Source organism: Dyadobacter beijingensis DSM 21582 (genome assembly GCF_000382205.1).
In the GTDB taxonomy this organism is placed as follows: Bacteria; Bacteroidota; Bacteroidia; order Cytophagales; family Spirosomataceae; genus Dyadobacter; species Dyadobacter beijingensis.
The window spans coordinates 769,545-785,677 of the sequence record NZ_KB907787.1; the positions used below are offsets into that span (position 1 = coordinate 769,545).

At 51.0% G+C, this 16,133-nt stretch carries 12 protein-coding genes; 4 read left to right on the forward strand and 8 right to left on the reverse strand.

Going from position 1 to position 16,133, the window contains the following annotated elements; all coding sequences use genetic code 11:
* Positions 1-168: 168 nt before the first annotated feature.
* The 4 genes from H144_RS0110455 to atpA all read right to left on the reverse strand — a co-directional run bounded on the left by H144_RS0110455 (position 169) and on the right by atpA (position 4,327).
* Complete coding sequence (locus H144_RS0110455; RefSeq protein WP_019942006.1) at positions 169-696, reverse strand: YceI family protein; 528 nt, start codon at positions 694-696, stop codon at positions 169-171.
* A gap of 128 nt (positions 697-824) precedes the next feature.
* Positions 825-1,556: an outer membrane lipoprotein-sorting protein gene (locus H144_RS0110460; RefSeq protein WP_033402493.1), complete on the reverse strand. Its 732-nt coding sequence runs from the start codon at positions 1,554-1,556 to the stop codon at positions 825-827.
* A gap of 220 nt (positions 1,557-1,776) precedes the next feature.
* Positions 1,777-2,661, reverse strand: coding sequence for an ATP synthase F1 subunit gamma (gene atpG / locus H144_RS0110465; protein WP_019942008.1), 885 nt, complete (start codon positions 2,659-2,661; stop codon positions 1,777-1,779).
* Positions 2,662-2,749: 88 nt separating this feature from the next.
* Positions 2,750-4,327 carry a F0F1 ATP synthase subunit alpha gene (gene atpA / locus H144_RS0110470; RefSeq protein WP_019942009.1) on the reverse strand — a complete coding sequence of 526 codons (1,578 nt, stop codon included), beginning with the start codon at positions 4,325-4,327 and terminating at the stop codon, positions 2,750-2,752.
* 289 nt (positions 4,328-4,616) lie between these two features.
* On the opposite strand from atpA, the gene bamJ reads away from it, so the two are divergent.
* Both bamJ and H144_RS0110480 read left to right on the forward strand, forming a co-directional pair.
* Positions 4,617-5,375, forward strand: a complete 759-nt coding sequence (gene bamJ, locus H144_RS0110475; RefSeq protein WP_019942010.1) for a BamJ family beta-barrel-assembly machinery protein — start codon at positions 4,617-4,619, stop codon at positions 5,373-5,375.
* Positions 5,376-5,386: 11 nt separating this feature from the next.
* Positions 5,387-7,516 carry a carboxy terminal-processing peptidase gene (locus H144_RS0110480; protein ID WP_026350582.1) on the forward strand — a complete coding sequence of 710 codons (2,130 nt, stop codon included), beginning with the start codon at positions 5,387-5,389 and terminating at the stop codon, positions 7,514-7,516.
* 73 nt (positions 7,517-7,589) lie between these two features.
* Here the strand turns inward: H144_RS0110480 and H144_RS0110485 are convergent, their stop codons facing one another.
* From H144_RS0110485 to H144_RS0110500, 4 genes are all read right to left on the reverse strand, one after another.
* Positions 7,590-9,032: an efflux transporter outer membrane subunit gene (locus H144_RS0110485; RefSeq protein ID WP_019942012.1), complete on the reverse strand. Its 1,443-nt coding sequence runs from the start codon at positions 9,030-9,032 to the stop codon at positions 7,590-7,592.
* A 66-nt stretch (positions 9,033-9,098) separates the two neighbouring features.
* Entirely contained in the window at positions 9,099-12,251 is a 3,153-nt protein-coding gene (locus H144_RS0110490) for an efflux RND transporter permease subunit (RefSeq protein ID WP_019942013.1), read from the reverse strand.
* A gap of 27 nt (positions 12,252-12,278) precedes the next feature.
* Complete coding sequence (locus tag H144_RS0110495) at positions 12,279-13,430, reverse strand: efflux RND transporter periplasmic adaptor subunit (RefSeq protein WP_019942014.1); 1,152 nt, start codon at positions 13,428-13,430, stop codon at positions 12,279-12,281.
* A 190-nt stretch (positions 13,431-13,620) separates the two neighbouring features.
* Positions 13,621-14,040: a hypothetical protein gene (locus tag H144_RS0110500; RefSeq protein WP_019942015.1), complete on the reverse strand. Its 420-nt coding sequence runs from the start codon at positions 14,038-14,040 to the stop codon at positions 13,621-13,623.
* Between the two features lie 355 nt (positions 14,041-14,395).
* Here H144_RS0110500 and H144_RS33845 point away from each other — a divergent pair, with 355 nt between their 5' ends.
* Entirely contained in the window at positions 14,396-15,436 is a 1,041-nt protein-coding gene (locus tag H144_RS33845) for a GNAT family N-acetyltransferase (protein ID WP_019942017.1), read from the forward strand.
* 53 nt (positions 15,437-15,489) lie between these two features.
* Positions 15,490-16,110 carry a YdeI/OmpD-associated family protein gene (locus H144_RS0110515; RefSeq protein WP_019942018.1) on the forward strand — a complete coding sequence of 207 codons (621 nt, stop codon included), beginning with the start codon at positions 15,490-15,492 and terminating at the stop codon, positions 16,108-16,110.
* Positions 16,111-16,133 lie beyond the last annotated feature (23 nt).

Below are 16,133 nucleotides of genomic sequence, written 5' to 3' on the forward strand. Positions count from 1 at the left end.
TTTAACCGGATGTAATACCTGTTTGGACGATAAAATACCATTTTGCCCTTATAAGCAGGTATTTCAATTTTTTACCCAATGCGGCTTGAAATCTATGAATGAACGGGCTGGAAACAAAAAAAGCGGGATAAAAATATCCACGCTTTTGTCAAGAGGAGGTCTGTTATGTTATTGCTTCACAACCTGAACGTTCGCGATCAGCTTCACGTCGTCGCCTACGACCACGCCGCCTGCTTCGGTAACCGCGCTCCATTCCAGGCCGAATTCCTTGCGGTTGATTTTACCGCTGATTTCAAAACCTGATTTATTGTTGCCGTAGAAGTCGGTCATATTACCGCCGTACTCTACCGCGAAATCCACTGGTTTGGTTACGCTTTTGACAGAAAGCTCGCCGTGCAGTTTATATGAGTCGTCACCTTTTTTGCTCAGTTTACCTGTGAAAGACAGTTTAGGGTGATTGTCGGCGTCGAAGAAATCAGCTGATTTCAAATGCTGGTCGCGTTGTGCCTGGTTGGTGTCGATGCTGTCCACATCGGCCGAGAAGTGAACGGTAGCACCGTCGAAATCTTCGGTTTCGGTTTCAACACCGCCCTCGAAGCTTTTGAATGCGCCGGTTACGGTGGAGATCACAAGGTGTTTCACTTTGAACTGGATTTCTGAATGTGTTGGGTCAATTACCCATTTAGTAGTAGCCATGTCTATTTATGTTTTCGTTGTATCAACATTTAATGTATATACATGTAAATATAAAAAATAGTTTCAAACACATAAAAAAATCCCGGAAAAAAATGTTTCCGGGATGCGCTTATATACAACAGATGCCGTTATTGAGGCATCTCGAAAATTTTAGGATCGATTTTCGGGTTAATCTCCAATGCGGTGATTTTAAGTCCCATCTTCGTGCCGGGCATGGCCGAAGTAGTTACCTCCGAAGCGAAAGGGTAGTAAACGCCGTCCACCGCCCGAAAATCCGACTGGGTGTTTTCGGACATGATATCCTGGCCATTCACTTTCGTCTGCGCCACGATCTTCAAAATGTAGAATGTGTCTTTGGAAATATAGTTGATCCGGCGGACGCCGCTGGGCAGGATCATGGTAACCTTATACACTTTCGCGCCGGCCAGCTCTTCCTCGCCGTCGAGGGTTACCTTGTAGCCTTTTTCCTTATAGCGATACAGACCGGTCAGGTCGGTTTCGTTGGCCAGGGATTTCACGGCATCTTCGGGTAGGGCAACGGCCTTGGTATTGCCGGCCATCGGGTTGATCGTCCACCCGGTATTCCCGCTCACCGCCTGCACGACGGTCATTCCCTGTACGGTGGTTTCGCTCCGGAAGCCTTTGTTTTGCACGATCGTCGTCGTGATGGGCACCTTCATATTCATAATGTCCATTTCGGCGGTAATCTTCATGCTTTGCAGTTGCCCCAGCTTATCGCCGCCCATGGCTTTGATATGCTTGGCCACAATATCGTCGACATTTTGGGCAAGCACAGCATGGCCCAGGCAGGTGATCATCAGGAGTGTGAGTAGTCTCAAAAGGCTTTTGGAATGTTGCATAATGGTGTGGTTGGTAATGTTTGTCAGTTGTGGTCAATATTAGTAAGATATTGTCAAAAGTTTAGGCTAGCGTCTATGTGTGCATTTTCCAATGAGGGGAATTGGTGTAAAGAATCAGCCATAACTATTGTTTAAATGACAGATCACCTATTAGTAAATAAACAAAAAAACGGCCGGATTGTTGCAATCCGGCCGTTTGGTATATGGTTTGGAGGTAGCCTTAGTTTTTCAATGCTTCGGCACCACCTACGATTTCGAGGATCTCTTTCGTGATCGCTGCCTGGCGCGTACGGTTATACACGAGGCGCAGTTCTTTCAAAAGTTCCTGGGCGTTTTCCGTCGCTTTGTCCATTGCGGTCATCCGCGCTCCCTGCTCCGATGCATTGGATTCGAGAACGGCACGGTACAGCTGGATTTTCAGCGATTTCGGGATCAATTCCGCCAGGATTTCTTCCTCTGTCGGTTCAAAAATATAGTTAACCTCGGTCTTCTTAGCCTTGGTCGATTTGTTTTCAGCTACGATCGGCAGGTAAGGATCGGTGTGGATGATTTGTGTAGCCACGTTTTTAAATTCGTTGTACACGATATCCACGGCGTCGTAACGGCCTTCCGAGAAATCCTTCATGATTTCTTCGGCTGCGCTTTTCACGTTTACAAAGCTCAAACGTCCGAACAGGTCGGTGTAAGCCGTGTTCACGGTAAAGCCGCGGCGTACGAGCGACTCAGCGCCTTTTTTACCGATGGCAAAAATCTCTACATTTCCCTTAGCCGCCTGAGCCGCATATTTCGACTCGATCAGCTGGATTGTAGCCTTGATAACGTTGGTATTGAATGCTCCGCACAATCCACGATCGGAGGTTACGACGATGATCAGCACCTTTTCCACCGCGCGAACGGCTTTCAACGGGCTGTCGGCTGCGCTTTCCGATGCTGACGAAACTGTCAGAAGCATTTCTCCAAGCTTCTGTGCATAGGGGCGCATTTGCAGAATGCTGTCCTGTGCACGACGCAGCTTGGCGGCCGCCACCATTTTCATGGCTTTGGTGATTTGCTGTGTGGAATTAACCGAAACGATACGGTTACGTACTTCTTTTAAGCTTGCCATTTTCTGGGTGTTTTAAGCGATCCGGTGATCCTATTATATATGTACTAGGAAAATGCCGGGGCGTATGCCGCTCCGGCATTTTTACCGGTTAACGATATTTTACAGCAACTTCTCTAGCTACTTTCTCGATAACGTCTGTTACGCTGTTGTCCAGTTTTCCGGCGCGCAAAGCAGCGAGTGTTTCCTTATTCTGGCTGGCCAATACGGTCGTGAAATCTTTTTCGAATTCTTTCACACGTGCTACGTCTACAGTATCCAGCAAACCTTTGGTGGATGCGTACACGGTCGCTACCTGTAATTCAACAGGAACCGGCGCGTATTGAGCTTGTTTCAAAACTTCCTGGTTGCGGCGTCCCCGGTCGATCGCCAGCTTGGTAGCGGCATCGAGGTCGGAACCGAATTTCGCAAATGCTTCGAGCTCGCGGAACTGAGCCTGATCCAGTTTCAGGGTACCCGAAACTTTCTTCATCGATTTGATCTGTGCGTTACCACCCACACGGGATACCGAAATACCTACGTTGATCGCGGGACGGATACCCGAGTTGAACAGGTTTGATTCGAGGAAGATCTGGCCGTCGGTGATCGAGATTACGTTCGTAGGAATGTAAGCCGAAACGTCACCAGCCTGTGTTTCGATAATCGGAAGGGCTGTGAGTGAACCACCACCTTTTACTTTGCCTTTCAATGAAGGCGGAAGGTCGTTCATATTCGCAGCGATGGTATCATCGGCGATTACTTTCGCAGCACGTTCCAACAAACGGCTGTGGAGGTAAAATACGTCACCTGGGTAAGCTTCGCGGCCCGGAGGACGACGCAGGAGCAGGGACACCTCGCGGTAAGACACCGCTTGTTTCGAAAGGTCATCGTAGATTACGAGTGCAGGACGGCCGGTGTCACGGAAGTATTCACCGATCGCAGCGCCTGTAAACGGTGCGTAGAATTGCATGGGCGAAGGATCTGACGCGCCGGCAGCCACGATCACCGTGTAATCCATCGCTCCATATTTGCGAAGGGTCGCTTCGATCGACTTGATAGTCGAAGCTTTCTGTCCGCAGGCTACGTAGATACAGAATACGGGCTCACCTTTTTCGTAAAACTCCTTCTGGTTAATGATTGTATCGATCGCCACCGCAGTTTTACCTGTCTGGCGGTCACCGATGATCAGCTCGCGCTGTCCGCGTCCGATGGGGATCATCGCGTCGATCGCTTTGATACCGGTTTGGAGCGGCTCGGTTACCGGCTGGCGGTAGATTACCCCCGGCGCTTTACGCTCGATAGGCATCTCGAAAAGCTCACCGGTAATAGGTCCGTTTCCGTCGATCGGCTCAGCCAGCGTGTTTACTACACGGCCGATAATTCCGTCACCAACTTTCACGGAAGCGATTTCTTTGGTACGTTTTACAGTAGCACCCTCTTTGATGTCACTGAAATCCCCCAGCAATACGGCACCCACATTGTCCTCTTCGAGGTTCAGAGCGAGGGCTTTAAGGCCATTCTCGAAAACAAGCAGCTCACCTGCCTGTACCTGGGAAAGACCATAAATGCGGGCAACACCGTCACCAACTTGAAGGACTGTTCCTACTTCTTCGAGTTCTGCTTCTGATCTAGCGCCTGCAAGTTGTTCGCGCAGGATGGCCGAAACTTCATCCGGTCTAACAGATACCATAGTATAATTGACTTATTTAGAGTATAGTAGTAAGTTTTCTGAAAACTGCCGCAAAGGTAGAGTTTTATTTTGGTAAAAACAGAATGATTTGACTAAAACCTGTGATATAAAATTAGATTTTTCCAAGGATATGGGCGGAAGGGCTTCGCGGGGCGCAAATTAACCGTTTATCAGTTCCTAATAACATTTTTAAAACTTTTTTAGGTACTGATTGTGTTTTTGTTGTAATTGAGATCGTTAATAACACTTACAAATTAAATTTTAATCTTTTCGACCGTCTTTCAGTATAATGTACAAATTAGAAAAAACCATTTTAGCTGCCCTGGCATTCGGAGTATTGGCAATCGGGGAAGGCAATGCACAGACTATCAAAAAAACAACCAAACCCGCCGCAACTGTAAAGAAATCAGCGGCAACACCTGCGAAAACATCAGCCGCCCCTGCAACATTGAAAACCAGTGCCGACTCTTTATCGGCAGCGATCGGGGTGAGCTTCGCAAACTCGTTATCTTCACAAGGTATCAGCGATATCAACAGCGACCTGCTCACACAAACGGTGAAAGCGGCGTTGAAAGGTGAAAAAACCGCATTTACGACCGATGAGGCCAATATGTTCATCCAGGGGTATTTCACCAAGATGATGGAGGCAAAAGGGGCCGTAGTGCGCAAGGAAGGCGAGCAATTTTTGGAAGAAAACAAGAAGAAGCAAGGCGTAGTGACCACCGAGAGCGGCCTGCAATACCAGATCATTAAAACCGGCGAAGGCCCGAAACCGGCTGCAACCGATAAAGTAAAGACACACTACCACGGTACATTGACGAATGGAACGGTTTTTGACAGCTCGGTCGACAGAGGTGAGCCGGTTGAGTTCCCTGTCAATGGAGTGATCAAAGGATGGACCGAAGCGCTTCAGTTAATGCCTGTCGGATCGAAATGGAAGCTTTTTATTCCATATCAGCTGGCTTACGGTGAGCGTGCGGCAGGACCTCAGATACCGGCTTATTCGGCCCTCGTGTTTGAGGTTGAATTATTGGAAATCGTAAAATAGCAAACGTGCAAATGAAAAAGTATCTTATCACTCTTATTCCGGTTGTGTTGCTGGGTTGGCAGCGGGGCCCTGTTCAGGAACGAGTGGGAGCAATGGCACCAGCGGCCGCTTCCATGGATGAAGATATCAAGCCGATTCCAGCGCAATACAAAGCGGAGGAGCTGACTACCAGGATCTTATCCAGCTATCATTATCGCAAAACCAAGCTGAATGACTCCCTTTCGGTAGCCATGTTTGATAAGTACCTCGACGCGATCGACCACGGAAAACTCTATTACCTGGCTACCGACATTGCGGAATTCGAGCAGTATAAGAACTCTTTCGATGACTATTTGCAGAAAAGGGAGCTCGACGTTCCTTTCCAGATCTATAACGTTTTCAGAAAGCGCTATAAAGAAAGAAGCGAATACATCCAGACCCTGCTGAAAGACCCGAAACCTTTTGATTTCACGCAGGACGAATCGATGAATACCGACCGCGATAAAGCGGCGTGGGCTAAAAACACCGACGAGCTGAATGATACCTGGCGGAAATATCTTAAAAGCGAGGCATTAGACCTCAAACTGTCGGGCAAGGCGGACACTGCCGTGGTATCGACCCTGCGCGACCGCTACAAAACGCGCGACCGTGCATTGGGCCGTATCCGTACCGAACAGGTGTTCCAGATGTTTATGAATGCTTATGCCGAGTCGCTCGACCCGCATACGAGCTACATGGCGCCTACCTCGGCCGACCGTTTCAAGCAGGAAATGAGCCAGTCGCTGGAAGGAATCGGGGCATTGCTCCGGGAGGAAGATAATTATATCAAAATCGTGGAGGTAATCCCCGGCGGACCGGCATTTAAAGGAAAGCAGCTTAAAAAAGAAGACAAGATTGTAGCCGTTGCACAAGGCGACGAAGGCAAGTTTGTCGATATCGTGGGCTGGTTCGTGGACGATGCCGTGAAGCTGATCAAAGGCCCGAAATCGACCGTCGTGCGTTTGCAGGTAATCTCTGCCGATGCATTGCCGGGAACGCCTCCGAAGGAATACCGTCTCGTGCGTGAAAAGATCAAGCTGGAAGAGCAGCGCGCGAAGAGCGAGATCGTATCGATCAATAATGGTAATAAGGATTTCAAAATCGGGGTGATCGACATCCCATTGTTCTACCGCGACTTCGAAGGCGCGCAGCACCGGGAAAAGGAGTTTTCAAGCACTACCCGCGACGTTCAGAAGCTGATCACCGATTTGCAGGCATCGAATGTGGACGGCATCGTGATCGACCTTCGTAACAATGGCGGCGGTTCGCTGACAGAAGCGGTTTCGCTGACCGGCTTGTTCATTAACCGCGGGCCGGTGGTTCAGGTGAAAGAAAGCCAGGGCGAAATAGAAGTACAATCGGATAATGATCCCAGCATTGCCTACGACGGTCCATTGGCTGTAATGGTGAACCGTTTCAGCGCTTCGGCTTCCGAAATCTTCGCGGCGGCGATCCAGGATTACAAACGCGGCCTCATCGTAGGAGAGCAGACCTATGGTAAAGGAACCGTTCAAACGCTGATCGACCTGAACCAATGGGTGCCGAAAGAGCAAGACCAGCTTGGCCAGGTGAAACTGACCGTTGCGAAATTCTACCGGATCAACGGCAGCAGCACGCAGCTGAAAGGGGTGACGCCGGATCTGGAATTGCCGACCGCATTCAAGGTAAATGAATATGGTGAAGGTTCCCAGCCAAGCGCATTGCCGTGGGATCAGATCGCGTCGTCTCGCTATGAGGTTACCAGCAATATCAATCCAAAAATCGTCGAGCAGCTCCGCGACAAGTATAAGCACCGTCTCAAAAGCGACGAAGAGCTGAAAACGCTCGTGAAAACGCTGGAAGATTTCAAACAGGCACGTGAGAATAAGATCGTGTCATTGCAGGAATCGAAACGGAAAGCGGAACGCGACGAGGCCGAGAAGAAACGCGCGGCTATGAAGCAACTCGGCGAAGACAATGTGGACGGTGACGAAGAAGAAGAAACCGACACTAAAACTGCGGAAGCACCGAAGGACGTGAAGAAGAAAAAAGACATTTACCTGACCGAAACCGGCAGAATGCTCGCAGACCTGATCGTTATTTCGAAAGAGCCAAGCCTGGCGGGTGCGAAAAAGAAGCAATAGTTTAAAGTATTAGTAATAAAAAAGAGCACGGATCGTGAGGTCCGTGCTCTTTTTGTATGCAGTATATTGGTGCTTATTCCCAGCCGCCGCCCAGTGCGCGGTACAATTCAACCAACGCCAGGAACTGCTCTTTCCGCACATTCGTCAGGTTCAATTCTTCCTGCAAAACGCTGCGCTGCGCGGTGATCACTTCGAGGTAGGAGGCATAGCCAGTCAGGAAAAGGTCTTTGGATGTGACCACAGCCTGTTGCAATACGTCCACTTCCTGCCGTTTCAGCTCGCCGATCTGTTTCGTGTTTTCCAGCTTTTTGAGGCTGGTGCTCACTTCACGGAAGCCATTCAGGACCGATTTGTTGTAGGCATACAATGCTTCCAGACTCGCGGCTTCCGCACGCTTTTGCCCGGCTTTCAATGCCTTGCGGTTGAATAACGGAGCGGTTAATCCGCCCAGCGCACTGTATGCAATGGAACCGGAAGAGAAAAGCAAGTTGCTTTTGAATGCATTGAAGCCGAGGAATGCCGTGATATTCAGCGAGGGCAGGAATGCGAGCTGCGCGGCCTGCTGTTCATTGTAGTTGGCTTGCAATTCGAGCTGGGCTTGCTGGATATCCGGGCGCCGGCGGAGCATTTGCGCGGGTACGCCTGCGCTGACGGTCGCGGGTACTGATTCCGCCAATGTGCTGCTGCGCGTGATAGCCCGCGGGAAGCGGCCTGTGAGCAGGTTTACATTGTTCTCGATTTCGATGATCTTCTGCTGCACCTCATATTCAAGGCTTCGGGTATTGAGCAATTGGGCAGTGAGTTGCCGCACGCCGAGTTCGTTGGCGCGACCGGCCTCTTTCTGGATTTTGATCGTTTCCACGGCCGATTCCTGCAATGCGATGTTCTTGCGGATGATGTCGAGCTCGGTGTCGAGCGCCAGCAGTTCATAGTATGACCTGGCTATTTCGGCAATCAGGCCCGTTACAATAGCCTGGCGGCCTTTTTCGCTGGCCAGCAGGCGATTGTAGGCTGCTTTCTTCTGGTTTTTGAGTTTACCCCAAATATCGATTTCCCATGAGCTGCGCAGGCCCACGAAATAGTCGGGCATGAATGGGGCGGGCAGGCGACGGTCTTCGTCGATGTTTTCGGAGAAGTTGGTATCGTAATTACCGACGCCGTCCATGGTGTAGTCGCCAAATTTACGCCCGCCGCCGGAAACGTCGGCGCCTACGACGGGCAGCATCGCGCCGCGCGCGGCCAGAATGCCTGCGCGGGCCATTTCGATACGCTGTACGGCCATTTTCAGGTCCAGATTGTTTTGAAGGGCCGTGTCGATCAGCGCCACCAGGTGCTGGTCGGCGAAGAACGTTTTCCATTGAATGGCGGCGATCCCGGTCGAATCGGATTGCCGGGCGAACATTTCGGGTGACTTAATGCGGGTATGCTGCTCCACGGGCTGCGTGAGCTTACAGCCTGTAACGGATACAAGCAATGTGGCCAGCAGCGCATAGGATAGCTTTTTATTGTTTTTCATTCAAATAAATGCTGATATGAATGGCCGCGGACAGTGCCGCGGCCTTGACTGAGATTCCAGAGGGTATTAGTGCAGCACGGCTTCTTCCTGCTGCACGACGCGCCGGGCTTTTTTAGGTTTGGCCATACTCGCAAAAACGACATACAATCCCGGGATGATGATCACCCCGAAAATGGTACCGATGAGCATACCGCCCGCCGCCGCCGCGCCGATAGACCTGTTACCGATCGCGCCCGCGCCGGAGGCCATTACCAGCGGAATGAGACCCGCCACGAATGCAAAAGATGTCATCAGGATCGGTCGGAGACGCTCGGTGGCACCTTCCAGCACCGCCTCGATGACCGTCCGGCCCTCTTTCTGGCGGATAATGGCATATTCCACGATCAGGATGGCATTTTTACCCAGCAAACCAATGAGCATGACGAGCGAAACCTGCGCGTAGATATTGTTTTCCAGCCCCATCAGTTTCAATGCAAGAAATGCACCGAATACCCCGGTAGGCAGCGAAAGGATTACCGGAAGCGGCAGCAGGAAGCTCTCATACTGTGCGGCGAGCAGCAGATACACGAATACGAGGCAGATCGCGAAGATGAAAATGGCCTGGTTCCCTGAAAGGATTTCCTCGCGCGTCATACCTGACCAGTCGTACGTGTAGCCCTTTGGCAAACTCGTAGCGGCCACCCGCTCAACGGCTTTGATCGCATCGCCGCTGCTGTAACCCGGTGCGGCGTCGCCGTTGATCATCGCGGAGGTGTACATATTGTAGCGTGTCAGCAATTCGGGGCCGTACACCCTTTCCAAACGGATGAATGTCGAGAATGGTACCATTTCGCCCCGGTTGTTTTTGACATACAATTTCAGGATGTCCTCGGGGTTTTTACGGAAGCTCGCATCGGCCTGCACCATCACCTTGTACATCTGCCCGAAACGGATGAAGTTGGAGGCGTAATAGCTACCGATCATCGTTTGCAGCGTGCTCATGGCAATGTCGACCGAGACGCCTTTTTTGGCGGCAATGTCGGAATCCACGTGGATCATGTATTGCGGGAAACTCGCGTCGAAGCTGCTGAATGCGGCGGCAATCTCGGGCGTGGCGGCGAGGTCCTTCACGAATTGGTTGGTAACCTCGGCCGTTTTCTGCAAATCCTCATTACCCGACCGGTCCTGCACGCGGAGCTCGAAACCGGAGGAGTTACCAAAACCGGGTACGGTAGGAGGTGGGAAAAACTGGATTTCAGCATCGGTAATATGCTTCGTTTTGGCCTCCATTTCCTTGATAATATCCTGCACCGAGGCCTTGCGCTGATCCCAGGGTTTCAGGTTGATCATTGCCATACCATACGATGAACCGGCGGATTCGGTCAGCAGGCTGTAACCGGAGAGGGAGGAAACCGATTCTACGGGTTCGAGGCTTTCGGCAACTTTCTGAATTTCGTCCAAAACAGCCTCCGTTCTTTCCACAGTCGCCGCTACCGGAGTCGTCACGTTCACGTTGATCACGCCCTGGTCTTCCGTCGGGATAAAGCCGCTTGGCAGAATGCTGTTAATACCGAAAGTAGCGACGCAGAAACCGATGAGCAATCCGATGGTGATCATCCTGCGGCCTACGATCGAGCCGAGCAGCTTACGGTACCCGCTCTGCACACCGTCGTAGCCTTTGTTGAACCCACCGAAAAACCGGGTGAGCAGATTTTGCTTTGCCGGCTGGCCGTGCGTGTTTTTCAGCATTAATGCGCATAGTGCAGGCGTGAGCGTAAGCGCATTGATACCCGAAATCACAATGGATATCGCCAGGGTAATGGAGAACTGCCGGTAGAAAATCCCGACTGGCCCCGACATAAATGCTACCGGCACGAATACCGCCGACATGACGAGCGTAATCGCGATGATCGCGCCGCTCATCTCTTTCATTGATTCGATCGTCGCCTCATAAGCGTCCAAATGCTTCTCGGCCATTTTGGCGTGGACGGCCTCCACGACGACAATGGCATTATCGACGACAATACCGATCGCCAAAACCAATGCGAAGAGCGTCAGCAGGTTGATCGAGAAGCCGAATAGCTGCATGAATGCGAACGTACCCACCAGTGCCACCGGCACCGCCAGGGCCGGGATGAGCGTAGAGCGGAAGTCCTGCAAAAACAAATAGACGATCAGGATCACGAGGATGAATGCCTCGATGAGCGTGCGGATTACCTCATGAATGGAGGCGTCGAGGAAGCGGGAGACGTCGTAGGAAACAAAATAGTCCATGCCGGGTGGGAAAGTAGTGCCTTTTAGTTCCGCTACTTTGTCTTTGATATTCTGGATCACCTCCTGTGCATTCGAGCCCGGGCGCTGCTTGATCATGATCGAAGCCGACGGCCTGCCGTTGGACTTGGACGCCATATCGTATTCCAGCGTTCCGAATTCGACGGTGGCGACGTCTTTCAGTTTGAGTACTGAGCCGTCCGGGTTGGAGCGCAGTACAATGTTCTCATATTGGGCCGGTTCAAAAAGTTTTCCCGTGTATTTTAAAACATATTGCAACACGTTCTTCTCGCGGCCGGAGCTAACGCCCGTCTTACCCGGTGCCGCTACCACGTTTTGGTCGCGGATGGCCTGGATCACCTCGTCGGCGGAAACGTTGTAGCTGTTCATCCGGTCGGGTTGCAGCCACACGCGCATGGAGTAATCCTTGCTGCCCATGATCTGCGCGCGGCCTACGCCGTCGATCCGTTTGAGTTCTTTGAGGATATTGATATCGGCGAAGTTGTATACAAAGTCCTCGCCCACAGTGGTGTCGGAGCTCATAATATCGAGGTACATGAGCATACTGTTCACTTCTTTTTCAGTGGTCACACCGGCTTTGATTACCTCCTCGGGTAACTCGTCGATCACCGTTTGCACGCGGTTCTGGACGTTAACGGCCGCGAGATCGGGGTCTACGCCGACGTTGAAGGAAATGCTGATCGTCGTAACACCGTCGTTACCGGACACGCTCGTCATGTAGGTCATGCCGGGTACGCCGTTGATCGCCTTTTCGAGCGGCACGGCCACGGCGTCCACGCATACTTCGGCATTGGCGCCCGTGTAGGTGGCGGTTACGACAACGGACGGCGGTACGATGTCGGGGAACTGGGAAACGGGCAATTCCAGCACAGCCAGCACCCCGAGCAAGGTTATGAAGATAGAGATGACCAGCGAGAGCACCGGTCGCTCAATGAATTTTTGAAACATAATAAGTCAATCAGGTGGAAGGAAATGTTACCGTGCGGTAAGCTCGATTTTTTCGGTCGACACGTCGGTCGTGTCGATGGAAACAGTCTTTGGATTGATGGTCGCACCATCGCGCAATGACTGAATACCTTCGTAAACAATCGTTTCTCCGGGTTCCAGGCCTGATTTGACGACATAAAAAGTAGAGAGCCGCGAATGCGGTACAAAACTGCGGGTCTTGATCTTATTATCTTTTCCCAATACGTATACAAAATTCTTGTCCTGGATCTCGAATGCGGCCTTTTGCGGGATCAGGATCGCATTATCCACGGTATTGGTAAGGCGGATCGTACCGGTCGAGCCGTGTTTGAGCAGCTTCTCGGGGTTCGAAAATTTCGCGCGGAAGGCAATGGAGCCAGTGCCTTCGTCGAATGCGCCCTCCATTGTTTCTATTGTGCCTTTGTGTTTGAAAAACGAGCCGTCGGCCAGTTCCAGCTCTACTACCGCGCTTTTGGTAGCGGCATTGCCGCGTGCTTTCACGTATTCGAGGTATTCGTTTTCGGATACATTAAAATACGCATACACGGTTTTGGTGTCGGAGAGCGTCGTGAGCAAGGTGCCTTCATCGATCAGGCTGCCCATTTTGTGCGGGAGGCGGTCCACCACGCCATCGAAGGGCGCTTTGATCACTGTATGCGCCAGCTGAATGCTCGCATTGGATTTCTCGGATTTGGCTTCTTCGATTTTGGCATTGGAAGCGGCGAGTTTCGCGTTCGCCACTTCGAGCTCGGTTTTGGAAACGACGTTTTTATCAACCAGCAGCTTCACGCGTTTCACTTCCAGCTCGGCGCCTTTCGCATCGGCGATGGCGCTTTGCAAAGTGGCTTTTGCCTTGGCCAGCTGCGCTTCATATTCTTCATTGTTAATGCGAAAAAGGGTCTGGCCTTTCTTCACTTCCTTACCCTCGTCGACGTATACTTCTTCGAGGTAGCCTTTTACGCGGGCATATATTTCAACGTTACGTACGGCGTGGATATCGCCTACGTATTCGCGGTGCAATTCGGTTTTCTGGGGCCGGAGTTCCGTGACGGGGATGGTCAGGACGCTGTCTTTGGCGTCGGAAAGCGTTTCGCTTTTTGTGGCACAGCCATAAGCGAACACGCTGACGAGCAAAAGGAGTGGCCATTTCAAATTTTTCATGATGATGCGTTTGTATAAATTGGTTGGCGGTGATGCAAGAGTATAGGAACATAACCTTATGGCTGCGCGGCAATGCGGCAGCGATAAGGAAATAACGGGAAGCCGGAAATGGCCCGCCGGTGCGCTTGAGGGCACGACGAATCAGTCCGTCAGTCGGGAAAAGCCTGGTGAAAGAACGCTTGCGGCGATGTCAAAAGGGGCAAAGGCGATGGAGAAAGCTGTAATAGTCGGGCAGCGTGACTTCTCCATTGCTAACGGGCAACAGTTGTACGGACTCCCTGATAACTTTGGGTATCCGGGTGATTTCGTATTGCGGCGCGGCCTGGGAGACCAGCGTCAGGAAACGGTAAGTGGAATGCCGGTGGCTGAGCAGGTCGGAAATAGCTTCTTTCCATTCGGACTCATCGGCACGGACGACCGTCTCGTTTTTGCAGATCGTATCGTCGATTAACACAATTGCACCCGTCCCCGCTTTTTCCTCGATTTCGTAGGGAGAGAAAGCCTCAGTTCCGACATCGATCTTGCACGCAACGGCCCTCCGCTGCCCGATAAGCAGCGAAACGGCAAATTGTGCAAGCCAGAAAAACAATACAAAAGTTCGTTTTGTCATGATGCTGATTCAGATCAGTTCATTGAAAAATTCATACTTTTATAATGAATTCAAGAATGATTGGAACTATTGGAACGGAATTGTGATACAATAAGGCAATAGTTCAAATATAACGTTTCAAATGTAGATTGCAAATTTTAATGAATGTTAATGAAGGTTAACGCACGGTATATCGTTGGTTTTGAATAACCATTGTACCGGTTGTATCAATAATCAGGCCTATCGTCTTCTGTATTTCTCCGATAATACATCCGGCCGTCCAGTTCGGAACTTGATGCGGAAAAGTGCCAAAGCTTTGTCAGTAAACGTGTATATTTAGCCTGTTGTCTCTTTCCGGACATGAATACCCGCCGCCATGCCGATTACACCCATTTATACCGAACATTTTGTGCTGACAAAGATGACGGCCGCCGATGGTGACAAGTATTACAGGCTGAGCAACAATGATAAGGTGATGAAATATGTGACCGGCTACTCGCTCACACGCGAGGAGTCCGACAGGATGCTGGCCGGGTTCCTGGAAGAGTACGGGATGGATACCTACCTGGGCAGGTACCTGATCGAAGACCGGCATTCGGGGGAGCTGATCGGTGCTGCGAAGCTCGACAAAGTGGGTAAGGCAATCGAAATCGGTTACCGGGTGATGGAGGAGTTCTGGGGCAAAGGGGTTGCGACTGAAATCGCAAGCGGGCTGATCCGTTTTTCCAGGGAGGTGCTCAGGGCAAGGGATGTTATCGCATTTGTGAATGTTAATAACGCGGCGTCCATTCGGGTGCTGGAAAAAGCCGGTATGATCAATACCGAGCGTATTGAGGATCTTGATGAAGTCAAGTACAGGTTTAATTATTCACCCAAAAGCAATTCCCGTATGAAAAAAGTGCTCTACATTATCCTTGGACTGATTGCCGTCGTCCTTATTGCAGCATTCCTGTTGCCCAAAGAATACGCCGTCGAGCGAGAGATCGTTGTCAACAAGCCGAACGCGGAAGTTTTTAACTACATCAAATCCCTCGAAAAGCAGAACGAATGGAGCGTATGGGGCCGGCGTGACCCGAATATGAAGAAGAGTTTCTCGGGCACGGACGGCACGGTCGGCTTCGTGTCCAAATGGGAAGGAAACGACGAAGTAGGTTCCGGTGAGCAGGAGATTACGAAAATCGAGGAAGGCAAGCGCGTGGATACCCAGCTGCGTTTCCTCAAACCGATCGAAAGTACGAGCGATGCCTACATGACTACCGAGGCGATCGACTCCACCTCGACGCGGGTGCGCTGGGGCTTCAACGGCAAAATGCCTATTCCAATGAACCTGATGCTTGTTTTTATGGATATGAACGAGGCGATCGGTAAGGATTTTCAGGAAGGACTGGCTAATTTGAAGACCAATCTCGAAAAATAACGCATGACCGGCATTCCGGGCGGCACCTCCCGGAATGCCCAACTATATTACCCATGAACCATACCGACCCACGGGTTGACGCGTACATTGTCAAATCCGCCTCATTTGCCATTCCCATACTCGAATACCTGCGCGCGCTCGTGCACGGGACATGCCCGGAAGCGAAGGAAACGATCAAGTGGGGTTTCCCGAATTTCGAATACAAAGGCAGCATATTGTGCAGCATGGCGTCGTTCAAGCAGCATTGTGCATTCGGCTTCTGGCTAGAATCGCGGTTGAGCGACCCGCACCAGTTGCTGGCCGTGAACGGAGATCGGGTAGGAATGGGCAGCCTGGGTAAAATAAGCAGTATGGAGGACCTTCCTGCCGAAGCGTATTTGAAAGGCTTTATCCTCGAAGCCATGCGCCTGATCGACAGCGGCGTGAAAATGAAGAAGGAAGACAAACCCAAAGAAGTTAAAGAACTGACGATCCCGGCCTACGTAACCGAAGCTCTGGCGGGAAATACGGCGGCAAAACAGGTTTTCGACGATTTCAGTTATTCCAATAAAAAAGAATATGTCGAATGGTTTGAAGAAGCCAAAACGGCAGCGACGCGGGAGAAAAGGGTCAACCAGGCGCTGGAATGGATGGCGGAAGGAAAGCCGCGAAACTGGAAGTATATGAAGGGTTAAGGTATTAAATAGCAGATATACCC

Excerpts from the sequence above, each read along its gene's own strand:
- H144_RS0110455 (WP_019942006.1), bottom strand. The coding sequence starts at position 696 with ATGGCTACTACTAAATGGGTAATTGACCCAACACATTCAGAAATCCAG.
- H144_RS0110460 (WP_033402493.1), bottom strand. The coding sequence starts at position 1,556 with ATGCAACATTCCAAAAGCCTTTTGAGACTACTCACACTCCTGATGATC.
- atpG (WP_019942008.1), bottom strand. The coding sequence starts at position 2,661 with ATGGCAAGCTTAAAAGAAGTACGTAACCGTATCGTTTCGGTTAATTCC.
- atpA (WP_019942009.1), bottom strand. The coding sequence starts at position 4,327 with ATGGTATCTGTTAGACCGGATGAAGTTTCGGCCATCCTGCGCGAACAA.
- bamJ (WP_019942010.1), top strand. The coding sequence starts at position 4,617 with ATGTACAAATTAGAAAAAACCATTTTAGCTGCCCTGGCATTCGGAGTA.
- H144_RS0110480 (WP_026350582.1), top strand. The coding sequence starts at position 5,387 with ATGAAAAAGTATCTTATCACTCTTATTCCGGTTGTGTTGCTGGGTTGG.
- H144_RS0110485 (WP_019942012.1), bottom strand. The coding sequence starts at position 9,032 with ATGAAAAACAATAAAAAGCTATCCTATGCGCTGCTGGCCACATTGCTT.
- H144_RS0110490 (WP_019942013.1), bottom strand. The coding sequence starts at position 12,251 with ATGTTTCAAAAATTCATTGAGCGACCGGTGCTCTCGCTGGTCATCTCT.
- H144_RS0110495 (WP_019942014.1), bottom strand. The coding sequence starts at position 13,430 with ATGAAAAATTTGAAATGGCCACTCCTTTTGCTCGTCAGCGTGTTCGCT.
- H144_RS0110500 (WP_019942015.1), bottom strand. The coding sequence starts at position 14,040 with ATGACAAAACGAACTTTTGTATTGTTTTTCTGGCTTGCACAATTTGCC.
- H144_RS33845 (WP_019942017.1), top strand. The coding sequence starts at position 14,396 with ATGCCGATTACACCCATTTATACCGAACATTTTGTGCTGACAAAGATG.
- H144_RS0110515 (WP_019942018.1), top strand. The coding sequence starts at position 15,490 with ATGAACCATACCGACCCACGGGTTGACGCGTACATTGTCAAATCCGCC.